Annotated in this window: 19 protein-coding genes and 1 pseudogene; 11 read left to right on the forward strand and 9 right to left on the reverse strand. The window is 69.4% G+C overall.

Going from position 1 to position 21,134, the window contains the following annotated elements; all coding sequences use genetic code 11:
- Positions 1-34: 34 nt before the first annotated feature.
- A complete protein-coding gene (locus ACIA5H_RS26775; protein WP_355078215.1) occupies positions 35-505 on the reverse strand; it encodes a VOC family protein in 471 nt (156 codons plus the stop codon).
- Between the two features lie 52 nt (positions 506-557).
- On the opposite strand from ACIA5H_RS26775, the gene ACIA5H_RS26780 reads away from it, so the two are divergent.
- The 3 genes from ACIA5H_RS26780 to ACIA5H_RS26790 all read left to right on the forward strand — a co-directional run bounded on the left by ACIA5H_RS26780 (position 558) and on the right by ACIA5H_RS26790 (position 2,841).
- Positions 558-1,460 carry a DUF6597 domain-containing transcriptional factor gene (locus tag ACIA5H_RS26780; RefSeq protein ID WP_379255558.1) on the forward strand — a complete coding sequence of 301 codons (903 nt, stop codon included), beginning with the start codon at positions 558-560 and terminating at the stop codon, positions 1,458-1,460.
- Positions 1,461-1,488: 28 nt separating this feature from the next.
- Entirely contained in the window at positions 1,489-1,902 is a 414-nt protein-coding gene (locus tag ACIA5H_RS26785) for a DoxX family membrane protein (RefSeq protein ID WP_355078213.1), read from the forward strand.
- Positions 1,903-2,388: 486 nt separating this feature from the next.
- The gene (locus tag ACIA5H_RS26790) at positions 2,389-2,841 is read left to right on the forward strand and encodes a universal stress protein (protein ID WP_355078212.1); all 453 of its coding nucleotides are present in this window, start codon (positions 2,389-2,391) and stop codon (positions 2,839-2,841) included.
- An 82-nt stretch (positions 2,842-2,923) separates the two neighbouring features.
- On the opposite strand, the gene ACIA5H_RS26795 is transcribed toward ACIA5H_RS26790, so the two are convergent.
- The 3 genes and pseudogenes from ACIA5H_RS26795 to ACIA5H_RS26805 form a co-directional block, all read right to left on the reverse strand.
- Complete coding sequence (locus tag ACIA5H_RS26795; protein ID WP_397078084.1) at positions 2,924-5,221, reverse strand: HelD family protein; 2,298 nt, start codon at positions 5,219-5,221, stop codon at positions 2,924-2,926.
- A 171-nt stretch (positions 5,222-5,392) separates the two neighbouring features.
- Positions 5,393-5,677: pseudogene (locus ACIA5H_RS26800) on the reverse strand (antibiotic biosynthesis monooxygenase family protein); the annotation flags it as partial.
- 10 nt (positions 5,678-5,687) lie between these two features.
- Complete coding sequence (locus tag ACIA5H_RS26805; protein WP_364430355.1) at positions 5,688-7,037, reverse strand: diguanylate cyclase domain-containing protein; 1,350 nt, start codon at positions 7,035-7,037, stop codon at positions 5,688-5,690.
- A 279-nt stretch (positions 7,038-7,316) separates the two neighbouring features.
- On the opposite strand from ACIA5H_RS26805, the gene ACIA5H_RS26810 reads away from it, so the two are divergent.
- Together ACIA5H_RS26810 and ACIA5H_RS26815 are read left to right on the forward strand one after the other, a co-directional pair.
- Positions 7,317-8,459: a beta-ketoacyl synthase N-terminal-like domain-containing protein gene (locus tag ACIA5H_RS26810; protein WP_397078200.1), complete on the forward strand. Its 1,143-nt coding sequence runs from the start codon at positions 7,317-7,319 to the stop codon at positions 8,457-8,459.
- Positions 8,460-8,621: 162 nt separating this feature from the next.
- A complete protein-coding gene (locus tag ACIA5H_RS26815) occupies positions 8,622-9,404 on the forward strand; it encodes a sigma 54 modulation/S30EA ribosomal C-terminal domain-containing protein (RefSeq protein WP_397078086.1) in 783 nt (260 codons plus the stop codon).
- Between the two features lie 3 nt (positions 9,405-9,407).
- Here ACIA5H_RS26815 and ACIA5H_RS26820 read toward each other — a convergent pair whose 3' ends face one another.
- The gene (locus tag ACIA5H_RS26820; protein ID WP_397078088.1) at positions 9,408-10,964 is read right to left on the reverse strand and encodes a GAF domain-containing protein; all 1,557 of its coding nucleotides are present in this window, start codon (positions 10,962-10,964) and stop codon (positions 9,408-9,410) included.
- A gap of 496 nt (positions 10,965-11,460) precedes the next feature.
- Here ACIA5H_RS26820 and uvrA point away from each other — a divergent pair, with 496 nt between their 5' ends.
- The gene (gene uvrA, locus ACIA5H_RS26825) at positions 11,461-14,412 is read left to right on the forward strand and encodes an excinuclease ABC subunit UvrA (RefSeq protein ID WP_356967877.1); all 2,952 of its coding nucleotides are present in this window, start codon (positions 11,461-11,463) and stop codon (positions 14,410-14,412) included.
- Between the two features lie 54 nt (positions 14,413-14,466).
- Here the strand turns inward: uvrA and ACIA5H_RS26830 are convergent, their stop codons facing one another.
- From ACIA5H_RS26830 to ACIA5H_RS26840, 3 genes are all read right to left on the reverse strand, one after another.
- Positions 14,467-15,177 carry an alpha/beta hydrolase gene (locus ACIA5H_RS26830; RefSeq protein WP_364430342.1) on the reverse strand — a complete coding sequence of 237 codons (711 nt, stop codon included), beginning with the start codon at positions 15,175-15,177 and terminating at the stop codon, positions 14,467-14,469.
- 241 nt (positions 15,178-15,418) lie between these two features.
- The gene (locus ACIA5H_RS26835) at positions 15,419-15,760 is read right to left on the reverse strand and encodes a DUF1844 domain-containing protein (RefSeq protein ID WP_397078091.1); all 342 of its coding nucleotides are present in this window, start codon (positions 15,758-15,760) and stop codon (positions 15,419-15,421) included.
- Between the two features lie 4 nt (positions 15,761-15,764).
- The gene (locus ACIA5H_RS26840) at positions 15,765-15,893 is read right to left on the reverse strand and encodes a hypothetical protein (protein WP_397078093.1); all 129 of its coding nucleotides are present in this window, start codon (positions 15,891-15,893) and stop codon (positions 15,765-15,767) included.
- Between the two features lie 336 nt (positions 15,894-16,229).
- Here ACIA5H_RS26840 and infC point away from each other — a divergent pair, with 336 nt between their 5' ends.
- The 4 genes from infC (at position 16,230) to ACIA5H_RS26860 (ending at position 18,472) form a co-directional block, all read left to right on the forward strand.
- A complete protein-coding gene (infC, locus tag ACIA5H_RS26845; protein WP_379255697.1) occupies positions 16,230-16,895 on the forward strand; it encodes a translation initiation factor IF-3 in 666 nt (221 codons plus the stop codon).
- A 59-nt stretch (positions 16,896-16,954) separates the two neighbouring features.
- A complete protein-coding gene (gene rpmI, locus ACIA5H_RS26850; RefSeq protein WP_355078204.1) occupies positions 16,955-17,149 on the forward strand; it encodes a 50S ribosomal protein L35 in 195 nt (64 codons plus the stop codon).
- A 110-nt stretch (positions 17,150-17,259) separates the two neighbouring features.
- On the forward strand, positions 17,260-17,640 hold the full coding sequence (gene rplT / locus ACIA5H_RS26855; protein ID WP_039797323.1) for a 50S ribosomal protein L20: 381 nt from the start codon (positions 17,260-17,262) through the stop codon (positions 17,638-17,640).
- A 40-nt stretch (positions 17,641-17,680) separates the two neighbouring features.
- The gene (locus ACIA5H_RS26860) at positions 17,681-18,472 is read left to right on the forward strand and encodes an RNA methyltransferase (protein WP_356967886.1); all 792 of its coding nucleotides are present in this window, start codon (positions 17,681-17,683) and stop codon (positions 18,470-18,472) included.
- Between the two features lie 339 nt (positions 18,473-18,811).
- Here the strand turns inward: ACIA5H_RS26860 and ACIA5H_RS26865 are convergent, their stop codons facing one another.
- Positions 18,812-19,384, reverse strand: coding sequence for a TetR/AcrR family transcriptional regulator (locus tag ACIA5H_RS26865; RefSeq protein ID WP_379256340.1), 573 nt, complete (start codon positions 19,382-19,384; stop codon positions 18,812-18,814).
- Positions 19,385-19,487: 103 nt separating this feature from the next.
- Here ACIA5H_RS26865 and ACIA5H_RS26870 point away from each other — a divergent pair, with 103 nt between their 5' ends.
- A complete protein-coding gene (locus tag ACIA5H_RS26870; protein ID WP_397078096.1) occupies positions 19,488-20,915 on the forward strand; it encodes an MFS transporter in 1,428 nt (475 codons plus the stop codon).
- Positions 20,916-21,134 lie beyond the last annotated feature (219 nt).

The raw sequence follows: 21,134 nt of genomic DNA on the forward strand, positions 1-21,134 counted from the left end.
CGTTCCCGGAACGACCGCGGAGGCAGCCGAGCCGTCAGGCCTGGGTGGCCATCCATTCGTTCACCCGGCGCTCGGCCTCTTCGCGCGAGACGTCCTCGACCTTGGTGAGCACCACCCAGCGGTGCCCGAAGGGATCGATCACCACGCCGAACCGGTCGCCGGTCACGAAGGTCTGCGGCTCCTCGACCTTGCGGGCGCCGTGTTCGACGGCGCGCCGCACCACGGCGTCGACATCGGGGCAGTAGTGCACGATCGAGGTGTGCACCCACTCGCCGTTCGGCGCCAGCACGCCGTTGTCCGGGATGGGCAGCCCCATCTGCAGGGTCGAGTCGCCGATCTTCAGTTCGGCGTGCGCGGGCTGCCCGTCGGGCATGTCGTTGCGAGTGACGACCTCGGCCTCGAAGACGGCGGTGTAGAAATCGATCGCTTTGTTGCCGTCGCCGACCGCGAGGAAACAGGTGATCGAGTGGTAGCCATCGGCAATGGGATTCACTGTGTTCGTCATGACCACTACTTTCGCCGGTCCGGGCCCCCGGGTCTTGTAAGAAAGCGACACCGTGCCGCGTAGCGCCGAATCATCCGCCGCCGAGCCGCCGCAGCCCCGCAATCCCCTCGCGCCCGAGGACACGAAGGGCATTCTGCATCCGGACGAGCAGGCGAAGCATCGCTCTCTGGTTCGCTTGCCGCCGGGTCCCGCGGTCGACCGCTACATCGAGTGGTACTGGGCGGTGAGCTGGGATCTGCGGGGCAGGCCGCCGTACCGGGCGGAGGTCCTGTCCTATCCGAGCGTGAACGTCACCTTCGAGCGATCCGAAACGCGCACCGGCGGATTCGTCAACGGCGTGACCACCACGAAATTCATCCGCGAACTCAGCGGGCTCGGGGAGACGTTCGGCATCCGCTTCCGTGCGGGCGGATTCGGCGCGTTCACCGGCCTGGATGTCGGCTCGTTCCGCGATCGCGCCGTGCCACTCGCCGACGTGCTGCCCGACGCCGCGAGCTTGACCGAACGCGTGCTGGACGCGCCGACTGTCGAGCGGCGTCGCCACATCGTCGAGGAATACCTCGCCGACCACCCCGCGGTCGAGGACCCGACCTATCGGTCGGTGCTGCGCATCATCGACGCCATGGCCACCGACCAGGAGCTCACCAGGGTCGATCAGATCGCCGAGCGGTTCGATGTGCCCGCCCGCACGCTGCAGCGCATGTTCCGCCGCTACGTCGGCGCGGGGCCGAAATGGGTGCTGCGGCGCTATCGATTGCAGGACGGCGCCGATCTGCTCGCGAAAGGCCGTACCGAGGATCTCGCCGCGTTGGCCGCGGAACTGGGCTATTTCGACCAGGCCCATTTCTCGCGTGAGTTCACCGCGGAAGTGGGTATGGCACCCCTGGAATACGCCAAGAATTCCCTACGTCTCCGGAACGAGGTCACCGCCAAGGTCATCCCGGCGAGGGCTTAGTTGCCGGACAGCCGACGAGGAGCTGGACATGGATGTCGTGGTGTTGATCGGACGAGTGTTGTTCGCGCTGCTGTTCCTGGCCTCCGCCCTCGGGCATTTCACTCAGACCGAGGCGATGGCGGGGTACGCGCGGAGCAAGGGCGTCCCGATGGCGAAGGCCGCAGTGTTCGGCTCGGGGGCGCTGTTCCTGCTGGGCGGCCTCAGCGTGCTGTTGGGCATCTGGGCCGACCTCGGTTCGCTGCTGTTGGTAGTCGCGCTGCTGCCGACGGCGGCCGTGATGCACCGGTTCTGGCAGGAGTCCGATCCGCAGACCAGACAGGGCGAGATGATCCATTTCAACAAGGACGTCGCCCTGGCGGGCGCCGCCCTGATGCTGTTCGCGTTCTTCGCGCACGTCGACGAACTCGGATTGACCATCACCGGTCCGCTTTTCGACCTCTAGTCCGCGCTCCCCGCGCTAATATTGCGCGTCCTTTTCACCGCAGGAAGAAGAAGCCATGGACATCATCGGAGCGATTCTCGGCATATTCTGGGCAAACTATCGGCAGTGGCCGTAGCCGCACGGCAGTCCGGGCCCGATCGGTCCGTTCCCGGCACGTGATCAACGTGCGGTGCGGACCGATCTTCGTGTGACGGACCTGGCTCTGTGATGAATATCCCAGGCCCGCAACGGTGTTGAAGGCCGTTGTGGCACATCACAAGTTTAGTTCTCCGAAATTGCGTCTGCCCTGGTTGGTCCGGCCCTTCCGGTATTCCCTGGCGAATACGCGGCGGGAATGGCCGGACGGCCCCGGTGTGATGTCTTGCGATTTCTGAAATTTCCGCACCGATTGCCGCTATGGTCGACCCCAGTCGCCGCGCCGGCGCGCCGTCGAACCAGAGGCGAACCCGTGCGCAGCACCCGACACACCGCATAGTTGGAGGAGAAATGACCGCCTACCGGACCATTGTCGTCGGTACCGATGGCTCGGACTCGTCGTATGTCGCCGTCGAGAAGGCAGGGGCGCTGGCCGGTGTGTCCGGCGCGACCCTGGTCGTGGCCTGCGCCTACTACCCGACCGACGACCGCGATGTCGCCGCCGCGGCCGACGTGCTCAAGGAGGAGGCTTACCAGGTACGCGGTTCCGCGCCGACCAATGAGATCCTGCGCGTCGCCAGGGACAAGGCGATCGCGGCGGGTGCGGCCGACATCGTCGAGCGCGCCATCGTCGGCGAGCCGGTGGAATCGCTGCTGGCGCTGGTCAAGGAGGTCGACGCCGATCTGCTGGTCGTCGGTAACCGGGGCCTGAACACCTTGGCCGGACGGCTGCTCGGCTCGGTGCCCTCCGATGTGGCGCGCAAATCGCGCTCCGACGTCCTGATCGTGCACACCGTGCGCTGAGTCCCCCCTCGGCCGAAAGGCTCCGTGCCCACCGCGAACAGCGTTGTGGCACGGAGCCTTTCGTCTTCCGGTGCGTCGGTGATCAGCGCAGCCGGTCGAGCACGGCGGGCAGGTCCGCGCTGTGCACCACGCCGAGCCGCTGGGTGGCGCGGGTCAGCGCGACGTACAGATCGTTGAGGCCACGCGGCGATTCGTCGAGGATGTCCCGCGGTTCCACCAGGTAGACCGCGTCGAACTCCAAGCCCTTCACCTCGTGCACGGTCAGCACGCGCACCGATTCGCCCGCGAGGTCGGCCAGCGGTGCCACCAGCGCCTGCGGCGCGATCACCGCCGTGGTCCCCGGCCCCGTCTCGGTGGCGACCAGCCGGGCGACCTCCGCGTGCACGTCGCCGGGCTCGACCCGGTACGCGCGCGGCGCGACGCCGGTCTCGCGGACCGAGCGCGGCGCGGTCGCCGTCGGATCGATGGCGGCGAGGACGTCGGCGGCTACGTCCATGATCTCCGCGGGGGTGCGGTAGTTGACGGTGAGTTCGGTCAGCTTCCACCGGGCCGCGACGTAGGGCTCCAGCATCCGCTGCCACGACGACGTGCCCGCCGGGTCGCCGGTCTGCGCGACGTCGCCGACCACCGTCACCCACCGGTTCGGGATGCGCCGCATCACCATGCGCCAGGCCATCTCCGACAACTCCTGCGCCTCGTCCACGATCACGTGGCCGTAGGTCCAGGTGCGGTCGCCCGCAGCGCGCTCCGCGGTCGTCTGGCGAGTGCGGAAGTCCTGGCGTTCGGCCAGCTGGCCGGCATCGATCAGGTCGTAGGCCATCAGAATCTCGGGATCGAGGTCGTCCTCCAGATCCTGGGGCGCGGAGCCGGTGAGGATGTCGAGGGCGTCTTGCGCCTCGGCGAGCTGGGCGCGCCAGCGGCGGCGGGCGCGTTCGCGTTCCTCGGTGTCGTCCACGCCGAGCAGTTCGGCCAGCTCGTCCAGCAGCGGTGCGTCCGCCGGGCTGAACCGCCCGTCGTCCGGGCGGAGCAGTTCGGCGCGGTCGGCCGGGTCCAGCGAGCTGGCGGCCCGGTCCAGTCGCTTCGGGTCGGCGAGCAGTTCGGCCAGGACATCCTGCGGGGACAGGATCGGCCACAGTTTCGCGATCGCCGCCTGGATCTGCGGGTCGGCGCGCATCTCGTCGCGGATCTCGGTGAGATCGGCCGAGCTGAGCAGACTGGGCCCACCGGAGAGGTCGGCGCCCATGGTCGCGGCGAGCTGATCGGTCAGCGCATCGATCACCGAGGCGGCGAAGATCGGCCGCGCCAGGTTGTGCGGGCGGCGCGAGGAACGGGCGCGGCCACGGGCCTTGGTGGCGATCTTGCGATCCAGCGTGACCGGATAGCCGTCGAAGCCCAGCCGGATCGGTTCGGCGGGCACCTCCTGGCGGTCGCGCACGGCCTGCTTGAGCACCTCGAGTATCGTCAGCGCCCCCTTGATCTCGCCCGCGCGCAACGAGTCCTCGCGCGCGGCCCGGACGCCGGGGTACAGATCGCCGATGGTGGACAGCAGCACGCCGGTTTCGCCGAGCGAGGGCAGCACCTGCCCGATGTAGTCCAGGAAGGTGGCGTTCGGCCCGATGATCAGCACGCCGCTCTTGGCCAGCTGCTGCCGGTAGGTGTAGAGCAGATACGCCGCCCGGTGCAGCGCGACCGCCGTCTTGCCGGTGCCGGGCCCGCCCTGCACCACGAGCACGCTCTTGTGCTCGGAGCGGATGATCGCGTCCTGCTCGTGCTGGATGGTCTCGACGATGTCGTTCATGTGGCCGGTGCGCGCGGCGTTGAGCGCGGACAGCAGCGCGCTCTCGCTGCCGACACCGCCGTCCGCGGCCGTGACGCCGGCCCGGCGCGCGGCCGTCAGATCGAGGTACTCGTCGTTGATCGCGGTGACCTTGCGGTTGCGCGAGCGGATGTGCCTGCGCCGGGTCACCCCGTCCGGCGCCGCGGTGGTGGCCAGGTAGAACGGCCGCGCCAGCGGGGCGCGCCAGTCCAGCAGCAGGCTCTCGTAGTCGTCCTTCTCGTCGAGAATCCCGAGCCTGCCGATGTAGCGGTACTCCTCCTGTTCACCGTCGAGGTCGATGCGGCCGAAACACAGGCCGTGCTCGGCGGCGTCGTATTTCGCCAGGTCCTCGGTGTAGAGCTGACTGAAGGACTCCCGTTCGCTGCGGGCCTGCGGCGTGCCGCCGGTCTCCAGCAGCACGGTGCGCAGGCGATTGCGCGCGTAGTCGCGCATCTCGTCGAGCCGCTCGTACAGCACCGACAGGTAGGCCTGCTCCTGATCGGTTTCGCGGGTCCGCTCGGGCGCGCCGCCGCCTGCGGCACGGTCCTGAGTGAGGTCGGGCAAACTGAACTCCTTGTCACCGCGAACAGGCGCGAGCACGCCGCCGGGATCGGGCAGGTGCACGCACGGAAAACAGAGTTGTCGAGTCTACTGGGGTTGCGGCGGGCTCGCCGTAACCGCAGGTGAGGCCCCCGGCGCCGGGGCGGGGGCGAGGTCGGCGGGCGGTGTGAGCTGCACCGGCGTGAAATGCTCGACCACCGGGAACGGGTCGTAGAAGTGGTGTAGCAGGTCCTTCCAGCGCTGATATTCCGGCGAGCCGCGGAATCCGACGACGTGATCATCGAGCCGGTCCCACTCCACCCGGAGCAGGTAGCTGCCCGGCGACTCGACACCGCGCGACAGCGACAGCGCCCGGAAGCCGGGCATGCTCGCGATGATCGGCCGTGCCGCGGCGAAGGCGGCTTCGAAATCGGCGGCGAGTTCGGGGCGAACCGGCAGAAGTGCGTGTTCGATGATCATGGCGAGCTCGTCAGGACGCGTGGGTGCTGTTGGGTCTGCGGCCTTTGGTGACGGTGCCTTCCCGCCGTCCAGGCGGCTTCGCGCGGTACATCGCCAAGTCCGCGTCGTGCAGCACCGCCTCCGGGCTGCGCCGGTCGCCCACCCCCAGTTCGGTGACGCCGATCGAGGCGTTCACCTCGATCCGGTGCCCGCGCGCGATGATCGGCTCGGCCATGGTCGAGCGCAGCCTGCTCACCAACGCGTCGATGTCGACGCGGCGGGTGCGGCCGGACAGCAGCACCAGGAATTCGTCGCCGCCGAGCCTGCCGACGATGTCGTCGCCGCGCAGGGCGCGCTGCAGGCGCTGGGCGACGATCTGCAGCACGGTGTCGCCGATGGCGTGCCCCAGCGTGTCGTTGATCGTCTTGAACCCGTCAAGATCGATGAACAGCACGGTGGACACCGGCAGCAGTTCCTCGGTGCTGGCCAGCGCGGCGGCCAGCTGGGACAGGATCAGCGAGCGATTGGCCAGCCCGGTCAGCGAGTCGTGCGTGGCCTGATACTCCAATTGCCTTCTGCTGGCGCGGAATTCGGTGATGTCGGCGAAGGAGGACACCGCCGACGAGCGCGGATCGCCTGGATTGAGCAGGCGGCTGCTGCCCGACAGCCAGCGCCGCTGGCCGTCCACCCGGTCGACGCCGAAGACATAGCCGGTGATCGTCTCGCCCGTGGCGAGCGTGCGCGCCACCGGATGGCGGCTCGGCGGCAGCGGCTGGGCGTTCGCGTCCAGCAGCACCAGCGGCAACGACTGGATGGTGCGCCCGATGACCATGCCGTCGGGCCCCTCGGTACCGAAGATGCGCTTGGCCGCCGGGTTCATCGACTCGATCCGGCCCTCCGGATCGATCACCACGACGCCCTCCTCCAACTGGGACACGACCGTGGTGAAGTAGTGCTCGGCCCTGCGCTGCGCGGCCTCGGCGTGGCGCTGGGCGGTGAGGTCGTGGATGACCACCTGATAGGCGAGGTGATCGTGCCACGCGGTCAGCACGGACACCGTCTCCACGGGCACGGTGCCGCCGTCCACCCGCATCAAGGTCATCTCGGTGGGAATCGAGGCCGCGCCCGCGGTGGTGAGGGTGCTGATCCGGTCGAGCATCGAGGGGACGGAGGCGGGGTGGACGAAGTCGGTCAGCGGGCGGCCGATGATCTCCTCGGCGTCCTCCGCGGCGAGCAACCGGACGGTGGCCGGGTTGACGTAGACGACCCGGCCACGCTCGTGCACACAGATCCCGTCCGGGGTGTGCTCGACCAGGGAGCGGTAGCGCGCAGCCAGCTGTTCGGCGGCGTCGACCGCCGCGGCCAGCTTGTCGTCACCCACTCGAACCCCCGATCATCGACCCCATTATGGCCATTGGAACACGGGATTATTCTGGTATCGACGTGGACAAGATCACATCCTCCACGCTATTGCTTCGATCACAGTACTGGCACGTTCTCGGGCCGGATCCGGCGATCATGGCAGAAACCGGTTTCTGCGTCGAGGCGGGGCAGACGGTTCGGCCCGCCCTGGGAGCCGGTGAAGGAGCGATACATGCCGGGTGCCGACCCGAACGCCGCTACGCGGTTCCGCACCGATCCGCGGGGGCCTCGAGACAACATGACCATCGCCGGGATCGGCGCGATCACCGGGTACGGATGGGGACGTGAACAGCTGTGGGACGGCTTGCTCAGCGGCAAGTCGGCGGCGGCTCTGCAACCGGGCTACGGCCCCGGTCGCGACGACGACGCGTGGGTCGCGCTCGTCCCTGACGGCGGGGACCCCGAGGTGAGCACGAGCCGGTACGGGCGGGCCGTGCACGAGGCGGCGCGGGAGGCCGTCGCCGACGCACGCGACCGGGGCTGGCGGCCAGGCCGCACCGTCGGCCTGCTGCACGCCATCGTGCTCGGCGACGTGGTGAACTGGCGCGACTTCTACCTCGTCGACGGCGGCCGCCGCCGGTCGAGGGACTACCTGCGGCTGTTGCCGTCCACGCCGGTCTCGATGCTGATGCAGGAATTCGGCTTCCACGGCCCGGCGATGAACATCTCCGCCGCGTGCAGTTCCGCCAACGTCGGGCTCATCACCGCTAAGCTCTGGCTGGACGCGGGCATGGCCGACGACGTGGTCTTCGTGGCGACCGACCTGTCCGCAACCCCGGACATGCTGGACAGTTTCGTGCGGCTCGGCGCCGCGGTCGCCGACGCCGAACCGCTGGACGCCTGCCGTCCCTTCCAGGAGGGCAGTCGCGGGTTCAGCATGGGCGAGGCCTCGGTGGCGTTCGTGCTGACCCGTTCGGTGGATCGGCCCTATGCGGCGGTGCTCGGCGGCGCCATGTCCAACGACGCCTATCACGTGGTCTCGGTCGACCCGACGCACGAGCAGATCCTCGACTGCGCTCGCGGCGCGCTCGCCGCCGCGCACGTCACCGCCGCCGACGTGCGCTATTTCAACGCGCACGGCACCGGGACCCGGCAGTGTGACGTGGCCGAGCACCATCTGCTCGCGGACGTGTTCGCCGACCGCCCGCACATCTACGCGGTGAAACCGCTTGCGGGCCACTGCCAGGGCGCCGCGGCCGCCGTCGAGGTCGCGGCCGCCGCGCTGGGCTACGACCGGGGCATCGTGCCCGCGGCCCCGATCGTCGCGCCTGCGCATCCACGGCTGCTTGACGGCCCCACACCGTTCGAAGGCGGCATCACCGTGAAGCTCTCCCTCGGTATGGGTGGCAACAACTCCGTCGTGGTGCTCGGCGCCGCGTGATCGTGGCCGCCATGCGAGGTGCGGCGCGGGCACTCGCCCCGGGCCGAGCCTGAATTCCGCCTGCGCCAGTCTTTTTCGCTCGATGGGGACTTTCGGCCCTGTTCGCGGCATCCCCCGCGGTGCTGGCATGGGGTGGGACGAATCGATCCGGAAGGCGGGGCAATGCAGATGGTCTCATCGGGGCTGCGATTCGCGTCGGACCAGTGGACGACGGCCGCGGGGCCGGAAGTGGCGGTGACCACGCGTGGGGAGGTCTCGGCCATGGACGTGACACGGGCGGTGCGCGCCATCACCCGGGTTCTGCGCAGGCATCATCTCGACGGGCCCGCCCGGGTGCGTCTCGGCGCGCCGCCCGATCCGGAGGCGCCGACGGTGGTCCAGGTCGACGTCCACCACCGGGATGTGGTCACCCGGGTGCAGGTCACCGGTCCGCGCGGGTTCGCGGTGACCTTCGCCGCCGAGCGGCTCGACCGCCGACTGGCCCGCTCGGCCGCGGGCGAGACGCGGACCTGGCCCGATCCGGCCCGCCCTCCGCTGGCCCGCGCGGGTGCGCCGCGTCCGATCGTGCGCCGCAAGCGGTGCGTTCTGTCCGTCTGCACGCCCGCCGAGGCGGTCGCGGTGCTGGACGCCATGGACTACGACGCCCACCTGTTCATCGACGCCGAGACCGGTGCGGACGCGGTGGTGCACTGGACGGAGTCGGGCGTGCGACTCGTCCGCCAGTGGGCGACGTATCCGCCGATCCGGTCGACGGAGCTGGTGCGCGGCACCCCGCCGATCGTGGCCGACGCGGCTCCCGCCGCCTGTCTGGACCCGGCCGAGGCCGCGAACATCCTGTGCCACAAGGGATTGCCGTTCCTGTTCTGTACCGATCCTGGTAGCGGGCGTGGCGGGTTGCTGTACCGGCGCCACGACGGCGACCTTGCGATCGTGCTGCCCGCCTGACTCTCAGGCCAGCGGCGCGGACCAGTGCACCCTGGTGCCGCCGCTGTCGGTCCGCTGCACCGTGCAGTGACCGTCGGACATGCTCGCACGCTGCGCGAGGTTGGCCAGACCGCTCGGTGTCACCTGCGCGGGCATCCCCGCGCCGTTGTCCTCGACGAGCACGGTCAGTTCGTCGCCGACGGTGATCTCGACGGCGAGCCGGTTCCCGCCGGAATGGCGCACCGCGTTGCTGACCGATTCGCGCACCACGGCTTCCGCGTGGTCGGCGAGTTCGTCGCCGACCACCGACAGCGGCCCGGAGAACCGCACACTGGTCCGGAACGCGCCGTCGGCGGTCTGCTGGCGGATGGCGTCCTCGAGCCGACGGCGCAGTGGGTCGCCGCCGTGCAGGTCGAAGATGGACGTACGGATCTCCTGCACGACCTCCTGCAGACCGTCCATCTCCACCGAAAGTCGTTGCCGCACCACGGGATCCTCGGTGCGAGCCGCGGTGGCCCGCAACCCGAGCCCGACCGCGAACAGTCGCTGGACCACATGGTCGTGCAGGTCGCGTGCGATGCGGTCGCGGTCGGCGAGCACGTCGAGTTCGCGCATTCTGCGCTGGGTCTGGGCCAGTTGCATGGCCAGCGCCGCCTGATCGGTGAACGCGGCGGTCAGGTCCACCAGTTCGCCGGGGTACGGGGGACACCCGGGTGGCCGCACCACGATCAGCACACCGAGCGCGAGGTCCGCGGTCTGCAGTGGCAGCACCAGCGCGGGCCCCGCCGCGCCGACCTCGGCCCCGAGATCGACCGATTCGGCGTCGGCTAACCGCACCGGCGCGCGGCGAGTGAACGCCGTGCCGGTGGCGGTATCCGCGATGCGCACCCGCTCCGGGCCCCCTCCAGGGCCGAACCATTGCGCCACAACGAGTTCGGTGGCTTCATCGGGCGGCGTCCCCGGCGCCACCACGGCCAGCAGCGCCTGCTGCGAACCGGTCAGCGCGCGGGCGCGCGCCACCACCTGCGCGAGCACGAGATCCGGCGCCGTGCCCGCGAGGAACTCGGTCGCGATGTCGCGCGTCGCCTCGATCCACGCCTGCCTGGTCCGCGCGGATTCGTACAGCTTCGCGTTCTCGATGGCGATACCCGACGCGGCGGCCATGGCGAGCACGATGGCCTCGTCGTCCTCGGTGAACGACTGTCCCCCGGCCTTTTCGGTGAGGTAGAGATTGCCGAAGATCTCCTCGCCGACCCGCACCGGGACGCCGAGGAAACTGCCCATCGGCGGATGGCCGGGCGGAAAGCCCACAGCGGCCGGATGTTCCGACAGATCGTCCAGCCGGATCGGGTGCGGGTGCGCCGGCAGCAAGCCCAGTACGCCGTGTCCCTCGGGGGAGCGGCCGATGTGGGCGGCCGTCGCGTCGTCGACGCCGTGGAAGATGAACTCGACCAGCCGGTCGTCGTCGCCGCGGATGCCGAGCGCGCCGTAGCGGGCCGCGACCGAGCGGGTGGCGGTTCGCAGCAGGGCGCGCAGGGTGTCGAGCACCGTTGACGGGAGATGCTGGGTCAGTATCGTCATGGATGAGTGGGGGAGGCCGGTGGGGGCGCACAGCGGGCTCAGTTTAGTAGGGGACCGGTGCGCGCGGGGCGCAGTTGCGCGGAGTGGTGACCGGTCTCGCCGGAGACATCCGCGCCGCGCTTCTGTGGGTGCTCGCACCGTGCTGACCAGTTCGTTCGCCGCGCGTGCTCGAGGTTTCCCATCCCACCACCGCGGAGTGATCTCGCGCACCGCGCATCCGTTGGGGGCGTCGCAGGCCGCCCTGCGTCGGGCTGTCTGCTGTCACTGTGTCGACCAGGGGAATGCCGAATGACGTCGCGCTGTTGACCAGTGGTGCCGGGAGGGCGATGCTACGGAGGCGTCCTGGCCCGTTTCCCGGCTCATCCGCAACGTCCGGCCGCAGGGGTCGCGCCATTCGCCCAGGTGACGGCCGGTCCGCGAAACTTGTCGGTGCCCATGCCTAGCATGGCGGCCGGGGGTATGTCTGGACGCCGAACACGAAGGAGAAGGGACGGCCGTGGCGGAACGCCTCACTGTGCGCGGAGCTCGGGAGCACAACCTCAAGGGTGTCGATCTCGACCTGCCCCGCGACAGCCTCATCGTGTTCACCGGTCTGTCCGGCTCCGGCAAGTCGAGCCTGGCCTTCGACACGATCTTCGCGGAGGGGCAGCGGCGCTACGTCGAGTCGCTGTCGGCGTACGCGCGGCAGTTCCTCGGTCAGATGGACAAGCCCGACGTCGACTTCATCGAAGGCCTTTCGCCCGCGGTGTCCATCGACCAGAAGTCGACCAACCGCAACCCGCGCTCGACCGTGGGCACCATCACCGAGGTCTACGACTATCTGCGGCTGCTCTACGCGCGAGCGGGCACGCCGCACTGCCCCGTCTGCGGCGAGCTGATCGCAAAGCAGACGCCGCAACAGATCGTCGACCAGGTGCTGGCCATGGAGGAGGGCATTCGATTCCAGGTGCTCGCGCCGGTGGTGCGCACCCGCAAGGGCGAGTTCGTCGACCTGTTCGACCAGCTCAACACCCAGGGCTACTCCCGCGTGCGGGTGGACGGCGTGGTGTATCCGCTCACCGATCCGCCGAAGCTGAAGAAGCAGGAGAAGCACGACGTCGAGGTCGTCGTCGACCGCCTGGCGGTGAAGCCGAGTTCCAAGCAGCGTCTGACGGATTCCATCGAGACCGCGCTGCGCCTGGCCGACGGCATCGTGGTGCTCGACTTCGTCGATCGCGACGAGCACGCGCACGACCGGGAGCGCCGCTTCTCCGAGCGCCTCGCCTGCCCGAACGGCCACCCGCTCGACATCGAGGACCTGGAGCCCCGCTCCTTCTCGTTCAACTCGCCCTACGGCGCCTGCCCGGACTGCACCGGCCTCGGCATCCGCAAGGAGGTCGACCCGGAACTGGTGGTGCCCGACCCGGCGCTGAGCCTGAACGACGGCGCCATCGCGCCGTGGTCGCGCGGCCAGACCGCCGAGTACTTCACCCGGCTGCTCTCGGGCCTCGCCGATTCCATCGGCTTCTCCATGGACACCCCGTGGCAGGATCTGCCGCCCAAGGCGCGCAAGGCCGTGCTGGAGGGCAGCGCCGACCAGGTGCACGTCTCCTACACCAACCGCTACGGCCGCAAGCGCTCGTACTACGCGGACTTCGAGGGCGTGATGCCGTTCCTGCAGCGGCGCATGGAGAACACCGAGTCCGAGCAGATGAAAGAGCACTACGACGGGTACATGCGCGACATCCCGTGCCCGGTGTGCAACGGCGCCAGGCTGCGCCCGGAGATCCTCGCCGTCACCATCGCCGCGAACGGCGACAAGAAGTCCATCGCCGACGTCAGCGATCTGTCCATCGGCGAGTGCTCGGCGTTCCTGAACTCGCTCACCCTGGGCGAGCGCGAGGCAGCGATCGCGGGGCAGGTGCTCAAGGAGGTGCAGGCGCGGCTGGGCTTCCTGCTCGATGTCGGCCTGGAGTACCTCACGCTGTCCCGCGCGGCCGCCACCCTCTCCGGCGGCGAGGCGCAGCGGATCCGGCTCGCCACCCAGATCGGCTCCGGCCTGGTCGGTGTGCTGTACGTGCTCGACGAGCCGTCCATCGGCCTGCACCAGCGGGACAACCGCAGGCTCATCGAAACCCTCACGCGGCTGCGCAATCTGGGCAACACGTTGATCGTGGTCGAGCACGACGAGGACACCATCCGCGCGTCGGACTGGGTGGTCGACATCGGCCCGTTCGCCGGCGAGCACGGCGGCACGGTGGTGCACAGCGGGCCCTACGAAGAGTTGCTCACCGATCCGAACTCGCTCACCGGGGCATATCTGTCGGGCCGGGAACGCATCGACGTGCCGCTGGTGCGCCGCCCGGTCACCAAGAAGCGGCAGCTCACCGTGGTCGGGGCGAGCGAGCACAACCTGAAGGGCATCGACGTCGCCTTCCCGCTCGGTGTGCTCACCTCGGTGACGGGCGTCTCCGGGTCGGGCAAGTCGACCTTGGTGAACGACATCCTGGCCACAGTGCTGGCGAACCGGCTCAACGGCGCCCGGCAGGTGCCGGGCAGGCACACCCGGGTCAACGGGCTCGACCACCTGGACAAGCTGGTGCAGGTGGACCAGTCGCCGATCGGCCGGACGCCACGGTCCAACCCGGCCACCTACACCGGCGTCTTCGACAAGATCCGCACGCTGTTCGCGGCCACCACCGAGGCGAAGGTGCGCGGATACCAGCCGGGCCGGTTCTCCTTCAACGTCAAGGGCGGTCGCTGCGAGGCCTGCTCCGGCGACGGCACGCTGAAGATCGAGATGAACTTCCTGCCGGACGTCTACGTCCCCTGCGAGGTGTGCCACGGCGCCCGCTACAACCGGGAAACCCTCGAGGTGCACTACAAGGGCAAGACCATCGCCGAGGTGCTGGACATGTCCATCGAGGAAGCCGCCGAGTTCTTCGAACCGGTCACCTCGATCCACCGCTACCTCAAGACCCTGGTGGACGTCGGGCTCGGCTACGTACGTCTCGGCCAGAGCGCTCCCACCCTCTCCGGTGGTGAGGCCCAGCGAGTGAAACTCGCCGCCGAGTTGCAGAAGCGGTCCACCGGCCGCACGGTGTACATCCTCGACGAGCCGACCACGGGCCTGCACTTCGAGGACATCCGCAAGCTGCTGAACGTCATCAACGGCCTGGTGGACAAGGGCAACACGGTGATCGTCATCGAGCACAACCTGGACGTCATCAAGACCTCCGACTGGGTGATCGACATGGGTCCCGAGGGCGGCTCCGGCGGCGGCACGGTGGTGGCGGAGGGCACGCCGGAGGAGGTCGCGGGCGTCGCGCACAGCTACACCGGCCAGTTCCTGAAGGAAGTGCTGGACCAGCCACCCGCGCCGCAGAGCGTCGCGAAGAAGGCTCCGGCGAAGAAGACCGCGGCCAAGGCCACCAAGCGTCCGGCGAAGAAGGCCGCGGCGGTCGGCTGACCTCTCGCCCGAAGCGGGCGCGGTCCGGGTGCGCCGGGCCGCGCCGCCGTTCGTTCAGCGGTTGGCGATGGCGTGGATCAGTTCGGTGAGTTCCTTCGGCTTGGACCACATCGGCCAATGTCCCGTGGGCAGGTCGACGTACTCGGCGTCGATGCGTGCCAGTTCGGCGAAGAGGGGAGTTTCACCGTTGTCGCGCAGCTTCTCGACCACGTCGGCGGTCATGCTGCTGCAGATCACGGTGGTCGGGACCGACAGGCGGGCGTCCGAATCGCTCAACCGGAGCGGGGCGGCCGCGACGGACGTGGGCTCCGACACGGCACGCTCCCGAAAGCGCGCCAAGGCGGCCTCGTCCAGGCCCGCCAGGCTGTTGCCCGCGGCCTCCAGTTCCGGCCATTCCGGCAGAATCCATTCGCGCACGGCGACGTCGAGCGCGGAGTTGATGACGAAACCGTTCGGCAGCGGCGCGCTGTCGACGTAGATCGCCCGGCGGAACAGCTCGGGCGCGCGGTCGATGGCGAGATAGGCGGGCGCCGCCCCGCCGGAATGCGCGACGAGCACGACGGTCTCGCCCTCGGGCACCGCATCGACGATGGCTTGCGCCTGGGATTCCAGGGTGGCCGACAACCGGTCCGGGTCGGCTTCATCCAAGCCGGGCAGTGTGAGCGCCACCACCTCGTTGCCACGCCGCCGCAGATCGGGTGCGACCTCGTCCCACGCCCATGCACCGAGCCAGAATCCGGGAGCGAGAAGAATCCGAGTAGCCATGGGCTCACTGTGCCCCACCCGTTGGTAAATTTCCTAAACATCGTTGTACCCAACGGTATTCGCTCACAATTCCGCCGGTACTTCGGAATTCTGTGCTCGACCGGGCGGAACGCTGAGAATGGATGGGGGCGGGCACGTCACCGATGGACGACCTGCTCCTGACCCGCCGCGGCCTGTCGATTGTTTCAGCGCGGTGCGGTGTTCGGCGTTTTCCAATGCCAGGCTCGGGAACCGCGCGAGCTCAGTAGACCGGACCGGTGTATTTCTCGCCCGGGCCTTTGCCCGGCTCGTCGGGATGCGCGGAGGACTCGCGGAAGGCGCGTTGCAGGGACTGCAACCCCTCGCGCATCGGTCCCGCGTGCGGACCCAGGTACTCCACCGAGGCCGTCACGAGTCCGGCCAGCGCGGTGATCACGCGGCGCGCCTCGTCCAGGTCACGGCGCGGGCTGGTGTCGGGGTCCTCGTCCGCCAGCCCGAGCTTCTCGGCCGCCGAACTCATCAGCATCACGGCGGCGCGGCTGATCACCTCGACCGCGGGGATGTCGGCCAGTTCGCGTACGGAGGCGTCGAGCTCGTCAGTCATGCCTTCAGGCTAGCGACGCCGCCCGGAGCATCCGGAGGTGGCCGATCTCCGCGATGTCGGCGAGGTGGATCCCGGCGAGTGACCAGGTCAGGTCGAACTGCCATCGCGGCAGGTCGCGGCGTGGTGTGGGCACCGGGGGAGCGTGGCATGCCGGACGCGGCCGGGCAATGATTCGCGGCCGATTCGGCGATAGCCGAACGGAATGTTAGACTTTTCGCTGACGACCGCCCCGGGCTGCCCCGGGGCTGATAAGTGGAGCCCGACTCCCACCGTTGCCGACGAGTCATCGTACGGTCCAGCGGTCCGGTCACTCACCCGCGAGGGTGGGTTTCTCGTGCCGGGGTTCTCATGGAGAACCCTGCCGCGCGAGAGTCGACCCGAGTTCGCTCGTGGTTGGTGATCGGTCGACATCGGGCCCCGTGCGCGGAATACCGCACCGGGGCCTTCGTGTTGAACAGGGGTTGCAGTTATTGCGCGCGGTCGTCTGACGACACCGCTTGACCTAGGAGGCCCCATCAGCACTGAGACCCGCATCAACGATCGCATCCGTGTTCCCGAGGTCCGGCTCATCGGACCGGGCGGCGAGCAGGTTGGGATCGTGCGTGTTGAAGATGCACTACGCGTCGCCCTCGAAGCCGACCTCGATCTGGTCGAGGTGGCACCGGATGCCCGTCCGCCGGTCTGCAAGATCATGGACTACGGCAAGTTCAAGTACGAGACGGCGCAGAAGGCGCGCGAGTCTCGGAAGAACCAGCAGCAGACGGTGATCAAGGAGCAGAAGCTCCGCCCGAAGATCGACGACCACGACTACGAGACCAAGAAGCGCAACGTCGTGCGCTTCCTCGAGGCCGGGTCCAAGGTCAAGGTGACGATCATGTTCCGGGGACGCGAGCAGTCCCGCCCCGAACTCGGTTTCCGGCTGCTGCAGCGGCTGGCGTCCGACGTCGCCGATCTCGGTTTCGTGGAAACCTCGGCCAAGCAGGACGGTCGCAACATGACCATGGTCCTCGCCCCCCACAAGGGCGCGAAGACCCGGGTGAAGGCGCAGCAGGAGTCGGCTTCGCGCCCGGCGCCCAGCGCCGCCCCGGCCGGTCAGCCCGCCCCGGAGCAGGCCGAGACGGCCGGCCCGCAGTAACACCGATCAGAACACCCGGCGGTCCGCCCCGACCGCCGGGACGACAGATAGAGGAATCCATGCCGAAGATGAAGACGCACAGCGGCGCCTCGAAGCGATTCAAGGTGACCGGCAAAGGCAAGCTGCTGCGCCAGCAGGCGAACCGTCGCCACCTGTTCGAGCACAAGCCCAGCCGCCGGACTCGTCGTCTGGACGGTGTGGAAGTCGTCGCCTCCGCCGACGTCCGTCGCGTGAAGAAGCTGCTCGGTCTCTGATCGCGCCCGCGCGCAGACCGGCACGCACTCGCGACCGGAGTTACCTCCGTCGCCACCCCGACCCATTTCCGGGCGCCGCCCCGCGCCCCCAGATCGAACAGGACTGACCAGTGGCACGCGTCAAAAGGGCCGTCAACGCTCAGAAGAAGCGCCGTTCCATCCTCGAGGCCTCCAAGGGCTACCGCGGCCAGCGCTCGCGGCTGTACCGCAAGGCCAAGGAGCAGCAGCTGCACTCGCTCACCTACGCCTACCGGGACCGCCGGGCGCGCAAGGGTGACTTCCGCAAGCTGTGGATCGCGCGCATCAACGCCGCCGCGCGGATCAACGACATCACCTACAACCGCTTCATCCAGGGCCTGAAGGCCGCCGGTGTGGAGGTGGACCGCAAGATCCTCGCCGAGCTCGCGGTGTCGGACGCCGAGGCGTTCGCCGGTCTCGTCGCGGTCGCCAAGGCCGCCCTGCCGCAGGATGTCAACGCGCCGGCCGCCTGAGTCGCGTTCGTTGACACCCGGACGACTTTCGGAACGACCCGTGGAAGCGCTCAGTGAGCGCAATCCGCGGGTCGTTTCCGCTGTCAAGCTGCAACGCGGAGCGCAGCGCCGCAAAGCGGGCCGATTCCTCGCCGAAGGAGCCAATGCCGTCGCCGCGGCCCTGGAGACCGCCCGCGTCCACGAGCTGTTCTATTCGCAGGCGGCCGCCGAACGCGACCACGCGCTGATCGCGGGGGCGTCCGCCGCGGGCGTCCGCACCACGCTGGTCAGCGACCGCGCGGCGGAGCATCTCGCGGAAACGGTCACGGCGCCGGGCTTGGTGGCGGTCTGCGATCTGCTCGACGTGCCCCTGGCCACGATCCTCGACGCCGGACCCCGGATGCTCGCCGTCCCGGTCGAGATGGCCGAGCCGGGAAACGCAGGCACGGTCATCCGAGTCGCCGATGCGGTCGGCGCCGACGGCGTGGTGCTGGCGGGCGACACGGTCGACCCGCACAACGGCAAATGCGTACGAGCCAGCGCGGGCAGCATCTTCCATGTGCCGATCGCCCGGCACCGCGATGTCGCCGAGACGCTGGATGCGATCGCCGCGGCGGGCATCACGATCCTCGCTACGGCGGCGAACGGCGAGGTCGACCTCGACGACGCCGACGAATTGTTCACCGAACCGGTGGCCTGGCTGTTCGGCAACGAGGCGCACGGCCTCGACCCGGCCGTCGCACGCCGCGCCGACCACCGCGTCCGCATTCCCATTCGCGGCCGCGCCGAGAGCCTGAATCTGGCGACGGCCGCCGCGATCTGCCTGTACGCGAACTCGCGCGTGCGGTATTAGATCTCCAGCGCCTGCGGCGCTGGGTGTTGGGGGGCCGCCGGGGGGGGGGGGGGGGGGGGGGGGGGGGGGGGGGGGGGGGGGGGGGGGGGGGGGGGGGGGGGCGCGCTTTGGGCCCCCCCCGGGTTCCCCCGGCGGCGGGTACGCGGCGGCCGCGCAAACGCGAGCCGGGCCGCGAACGGAACAGGCTCGATCTCGCTTCGCTCGGAACCTGGAGTGACGGTGCGCTGGCCGCGTTGGCGTTCGAGCTCGGGACATTCGCATGTAGCTCGGGTGCCTGACCGGTGCTGAGGGTGTCCCGGGGCGCGCAGGCCCGAGCGCGAGCCGGGCCGCGAATGGAATTCAGTCGCCTTCGGTGCTCAAGTTCTCCAAGATCTCCGTCGCCCACGTCGCGGGGACCGCGTCCGGGCCCGCCACTCGCATGGCGCTCATGACGGTGAGCAGCATTCCGGTGGAGAGGAAGCGGCGCGCCTCGGTTTCCGGCGCTCCGGTCAGGTCGCGGATCAGGTGGTAGATACCGCCGAACCTGGCCCGGACCTGGTCGCCGATCTCCGGGTCCGCGCTGGCCGCGAAGCCGTGCAGCAGAAGTTGGAGCAGTTCGCGTTCGGCGAGGAAGACCGAATAGCCGGTGGCGAGGGCGGCGAGGGCTTCGTCGGGGGCCGCCTCGGGCGATGCCTCGGCGCGCGCGGCGCGGAAGATCTCCTCGATCCGGTCGCAGACGCGGTGCTGGGCGGCGCGGAACAAGTTCTGCTTGGTGCCGAACAGCCGGATCACGTAGGGCTGTGACACGCCCGCTCGCCGGGCGATCTCGTCGGTCCTGGTAGCGGCGTAACCGCATTCGGCGAACGCGGAGACCGCCGCGCGCAGCACCTGTTCGCCCCGTTCGGAGGCCGTCATCCTGGTTCTGGTCGCCATCGTTCTCCGTTTCCGCTGGTACCTGCCTTTCTCTTGACATGTTATCAGTCGATGCATACCGTTTCGAGCATTAGTTATCAGTCGATTACAACAAGGACTGGACATGACCGAGACCCTTCCATCCGCCCCGGCGCCCGTCGCCGCGCCCGAGGCGACGATCGGCGGTCGCAGGCTCGCCGCCGTCCTCGCCGCGGTCGGTATCCCGATGTTCATGGTCACGCTGGACAACCTGGTCGTGACGAACGCGCTGCCGGTGATCCGCACCGAGCTGGGCGCCTCGCTGGCCGACCTGCAATGGTTCGTCAACGCCTACACGCTGTCGTTCGCCTCGCTGTTGCTCACCGCGTCCGCGGTCGGTGACCGACTGGGCAGGCGGCGGATCTTCCTGCTCGGCATCGCGCTGTTCACGCTGGCGTCCGCCGTCTGCGCGCTGGCGACCGGGCCGGGCATGCTCATCGCGGCGCGGGCGGTACAGGGATTCGGCGCGGCGGGAGTGATGCCACTGTCGCTGACACTGTTGTCGGCGGCGGTGCCGGAGAAGATGCGCAGCGCCGCCATCGGCATCTGGGGCGGGATCGCCGGCCTCGGCGTCGCGCTGGGGCCGCTCATCGGCGGCGCGGTCGTCGAAGGGCTGAGCTGGCAGTGGATCTTCTGGGTGAACGTGCCGATCGGCCTGGTCGTGCTGCCGTTCGCGCTGCGGGTGCTGGCGGAGTCGCACGGCGGCAGCCGACGAGTCGACCTGCTGGGACTGCTGCTGTCGGCGGGCGGCGTGCTGGCCGTGGTGTGGGGCGTCATCCACGGCGCCGATGATGGCTGGACGTCTCGTGGCGTGCTGTCCGCGCTGGTCGGTGGTGCGTTGCTGCTCGGTTGCCTGATCGCCTGGGAGCTGCGCACGCGGGAGCCGATGCTGCCGCTGCGCCTGTTCCGCTCCCGCGCGTTCCGGGTGAGCAACATGACCGGCTTCACCTTCTCGATGGGCGTCTTCGGCTCGATCTTCCTGCTGGCCCAGTACTTCCAGGTCGTGCAGGGCTACGGACCGCTGCAATCCGGCATTCGCACCATGCCGTGGACGATGGCGCCGATGGTGGTCGCTCCGCTGGCGGGTTTGATCGTCGACAAGATCGGCGCCCGTGCGCTGCTCACCACCGGGCAGACGCTGCTCGCCGTCGCGCTGGGCTGGATGGCGTTGGTCACTTCCGTCGACGCGAGTTACCTGTCGTTCGTCGGTCCGTTCCTGCTCGGCGGGATCGGCATGGGCCTGACCTTCGCGCCCGGCGCGACCGTGGTGATGGCCGCCGCGGCGGAGGAGGACCGCGCGATTGCTTCTGGAACCAACAACACCCTGCGGGAAGTCGGTGTCGCCATGGGCGTCGCGGTGCTGGCGTCGGTGTTCGCGGCGCGGGGCTCGTACCTGGATCCGCAGAGCTACGTCGACGGACTGGTGCCCGCGGTGTGGGTGGGTGCCGCGATCGTGGCGGTCGGCGCGCTGGGGTCGCGGTTGCTGCCCCGCCACATCACCGCCGCGCGCTGACCGCACTGTCGCGCGCTGATCGCGGAGCGCCCGGTCACTGGGTATCGCCCAGGGCCGGGCGTTTCGCGGCGGCTGTCGGAGCTGGTCTTTCGCTGCCCTGACCGGTCACCGTCTGCGAGCATGTGATGAGTCGCGCCGTTCCGGACGGATAATGGAGCGGGGCCGGCGCGCGCCGGTCCGGCTCGCGGTTACCACACGGCTCGCGCGGCGTGGCGGGTA

It is taken from the genome of Nocardia sp. NPDC051900 (assembly GCF_044452545.1).
Lineage (GTDB): Bacteria > Actinomycetota > Actinomycetes > Mycobacteriales > Mycobacteriaceae > Nocardia > Nocardia sichangensis.